The 3,598-nt window shown below is 44.9% G+C and carries 3 protein-coding genes and 1 pseudogene; all 4 read right to left on the reverse strand.

From position 1 onward, the window contains the following. On the reverse strand, positions 1-110 hold a 110-nt coding region (locus tag RMO35_RS01770; protein ID WP_309738136.1), incomplete at its 3' end, for a single-stranded DNA-binding protein. Positions 111-359: 249 nt separating this feature from the next. Next, positions 360-1,628 carry a SufS family cysteine desulfurase gene (locus RMO35_RS01775; protein WP_309738138.1) on the reverse strand — a complete coding sequence of 423 codons (1,269 nt, stop codon included), beginning with the start codon at positions 1,626-1,628 and terminating at the stop codon, positions 360-362. Positions 1,629-1,701: 73 nt separating this feature from the next. Next, positions 1,702-2,979, reverse strand: a complete 1,278-nt coding sequence (sufD, locus tag RMO35_RS01780) for a Fe-S cluster assembly protein SufD (protein ID WP_309738134.1) — start codon at positions 2,977-2,979, stop codon at positions 1,702-1,704. A 156-nt stretch (positions 2,980-3,135) separates the two neighbouring features. Next, positions 3,136-3,598: pseudogene (locus tag RMO35_RS01785) on the reverse strand (ABC transporter ATP-binding protein); the annotation flags it as partial.

Raw genomic sequence — 3,598 nt, forward strand, 5'->3', positions numbered from 1 at the left:
CGACGATTGACAGCGAGGGTGAGCGTACAGAGCTGAGTACCAGATTCAAAATATTTCATCTCTGGATCGCCACCAACTCTCCCAACCAAATGAACGGCATTAATACTCATAGTCAATCTAGTAGTTATGTACCTTATTTTACCTTGAAATGGCGATCGATGGATTCCGAGTTATGGCGGATTCTAGACTCGATCGATCGATATTGGCTGTAGACATCATCGCCATCCCACTCAATATGGAATGTAGGGTGTGTTATCCCGCAGGGTAACGCACCAAAAACAGCGCGCCTCACCAATTTAGGATTACTATCTTTAATTTACGAGCGACTTTTTCCAATTCAGCGATGGAGAGAGATTATACTAACTAAAGATACTATCAAAGAACTCGATCGATTCGAGTAAAGAGGCGATGAAAGTATCAATTTCCGCTTTAGTATTGTAGAAATACAAACTCGCCCGCGCAGTGGATTGAGCCTTGATAAAGCGGTGCAACGGCTGAGTACAATGATGTCCAGCACGGATCGCAATTCCGGCTTGATCCAACATCGTCGAAAGATCGTGAGGATGAACATCACCGGAAGTAAATGACGCTAGCGCAGCGCGTTCTTTCGGTGGTTTGGGGCCATATATTTTCACTTGAGGAATCTGCATTAATTTCTCAAATAAGTAGGTATTTAATTCAACTTCATAAGCATGAATTTTATCCATCCCGATATTAGTTAAATAATCTACCGCTGCTCCTAATGCGATCGCTTCAGCAATAGCCGGAGTACCAGCTTCAAACTTATGGGGTAAGTCTGCATAAGTCGAATTTTCCAAGAATACATCGGCGATCATTTCACCACCACCTAAGAACGGCGGCATCGAGCGCAATAAATTTAACTTACCATATAAGAAACCAATTCCCGTCGGGCCGCACATTTTATGCCCCGATACCGCCAGCCAATCACAATCCATATCCTGCACATCTAACGGCATATGTGGCGCACTTTGGCAAGCATCAATTAAGACTTTTGCGTCATATTGACGTGCCAGCGCAATGATATCTTTGACAGGATTGATACAACCTAAAGTATTAGAAACATGGACTACTGAAACTAGTTTCGTTTTCTCATTAACCAACGATTGATAATGTCCGAAATCAAACTCTTCCTCCGGTGTTAGTTGGACAAACTTCAATCGCGCTCCGGTTTTTTGAGCGACTAATTGCCATGGAATCAGATTGCTATGATGCTCCATTACCGAGAGGATCACTTCATCACCGCGCTGAAGATTGCTCAAGCCCCAGCTATAGGCAACTAGATTAATCGCTTCAGTTGCATTCCGAGTGTAAATAATCTCTTGCGAAGAAGCAGCATTGACAAACTTAGCAATTTTTTCTCTAGCACCTTCATAAGCATCCGTCGCCTCAGCACTGAGCGTATGTACGCCGCGATGAACGTTAGAATTGTAGTGACTATAGTAATGTTCGAGTGCATGAATGACCGCATGGGGCTTATGGGAAGTCGCCGCATTATCAAGATATACTAACGGCTTGCCATGCACTTCGCGATGGAGAATCGGAAAGTCTGCCCGCACTCGATCCGCAATAGTTAAGGTATCATTCTCTCTAGTTTGAATAAAAGTCATATCACCAGAATTTCCTGTAAGATTTTGGATTAGTCGTAGAATCGGGCTTTCTCTAGTCATTACTTACCAGTGTTTAGTTAGCTTTGAATGCTTTTACTGCTACTGCTAGTTTTTCACGTACTGAAGCGACGGGAATGCGATCGATAATCTCTACAGCAAAAGCGTTAATTAGTAATATTTTAGCTGTTTCGACATCTAAACCTCGGCTCTGGAGATAAAAGATCTCATCGTCTTCGAGTTGGCTGACTGTCGCCCCGTGGGAACATTTGACATTATCAGCGGTAATTTCGAGCTGTGGCTTAGTGTCGATGCGCGCCTTGGCAGAAAGTAACAAATTGCGGTTTAACTGCCCTGCATTGGTTTGCTGGGCGGCTTGGGGCACAAATACCTTACCGTTGAAAATCGCATGGGCGCGATCGTTTACGATACATTTGTGCAGTTGATTGGTGATGCCGTGGGTCTTAGTTAAGGCGATGACACTATGAGTGTCTGATTCTTGTTCGCCATTTACCATCGTCAACCCATTCAGATAAGTTTCAGTCTGTGCGCCGATTTGGAAGATTTCCCAATTATGCCGAGAGAGTTTGCTACCAAGCTCGATCGCGTTACCAGTATAGGAGCTATGCTCGGATTGCGAAACCGCTGTTTTGCCGATATGGATAGCAGCGATATCTTCGGCTTGGATGCGGGTATGATTGAGTTTGGCTGCTGCCCCCAACCAGATTTCTGTGACACTGTTATTGAAGTAGGCGCGGTTGGAAGCTGATGTGTGCAAGTATTCTTGAATGATAGTTGCGCTACTTCTCTGTTCTAACACGACTAGAGTGCGCGGTTGAGTCGCGATCGCCGTATCATCTACGGTAGTGATAAATAATAGCTGAATTGGGGACTCGATAGCTGTATCTGGAGCTAACCAGACTACGGCTGAATCATTAATTCCCGCCGTGTTAATCGCGGTAAAAACTTCTTCCCCACCAGGTTGTTTGCCCAGATAATCAGTGATGGCTAATCCAGCAGCGTTAGCTGCGGCTAAATTACCGATGAATACACCAGCAGGTAAGTTAGCAAGGCTGGAGAGTAAGGGCGCGTAGATGCCATTAATGAAGACTAACCGACTCTGAGCAGCTTCAGGGATAGCTAAATCGTCAATACTAACAGGCGGTAGCTCTTGACTCGGTGCTACGAATGTTTGCTTGAGCAATGGCGATAGATTAGTAAACCGCCATTCTTCATTCTTATTAGTCGGAATAGTTTCTTCTTGCAGATATCCAGCAGCTTGAGTACGAATATCTTGAAGTTGCGGATTTGGGGGCGGAGTGAGCGGTATGAGCTGGGTAAGAGTTGCCGTCATTGTCATATAACTTTAAATATCTATCTAGTGAAAATCCCCTCCTTGGAGCGAAAAGTGCTTCACTTGGGGAAACAGCACCTTTTCAAGACAGGGGTGCCTATAGGGCGGGGTGGGTGAGATCTACGCAGCAAATCGAGCAATAATTGAGCGATTTACTTAGCCTACTGGTTGAGCTTCTGTCACCCAGTCATAACCTTTTGCTTCCAGTTCCAGCGCGAGTTCCTTCCCCCCACTGGTGAGAATTTGTCCGTTTGCCATCACATGCACGAAATCAGGAATAATATAGTCGAGCAAACGTTGATAGTGGGTAATCACCAGCATCGAGTTATCCTGATTCGACAATTGATTTACACCATTAGCAACGATTTTGAGCGCGTCGATATCCAATCCAGAATCGGTTTCATCGAGAATCGCCAGACTGGGTTCGAGGATTGCCATTTGCAGGATTTCATTCCGCTTCTTCTCCCCGCCAGAGAAACCCTCATTCACACTGCGACTGAGGAAAGCAGGATTCATTTTGACAATCTCTAATTTGTCCTGAATCAAGTCGTCAAAATCAAATACATCTAATTCCTCCAATCCTCGATGCTTCTGACGAGAGTTATAAGCCACGCGAAGG

This window comes from Chamaesiphon sp. OTE_20_metabat_361 (assembly GCF_031364565.1).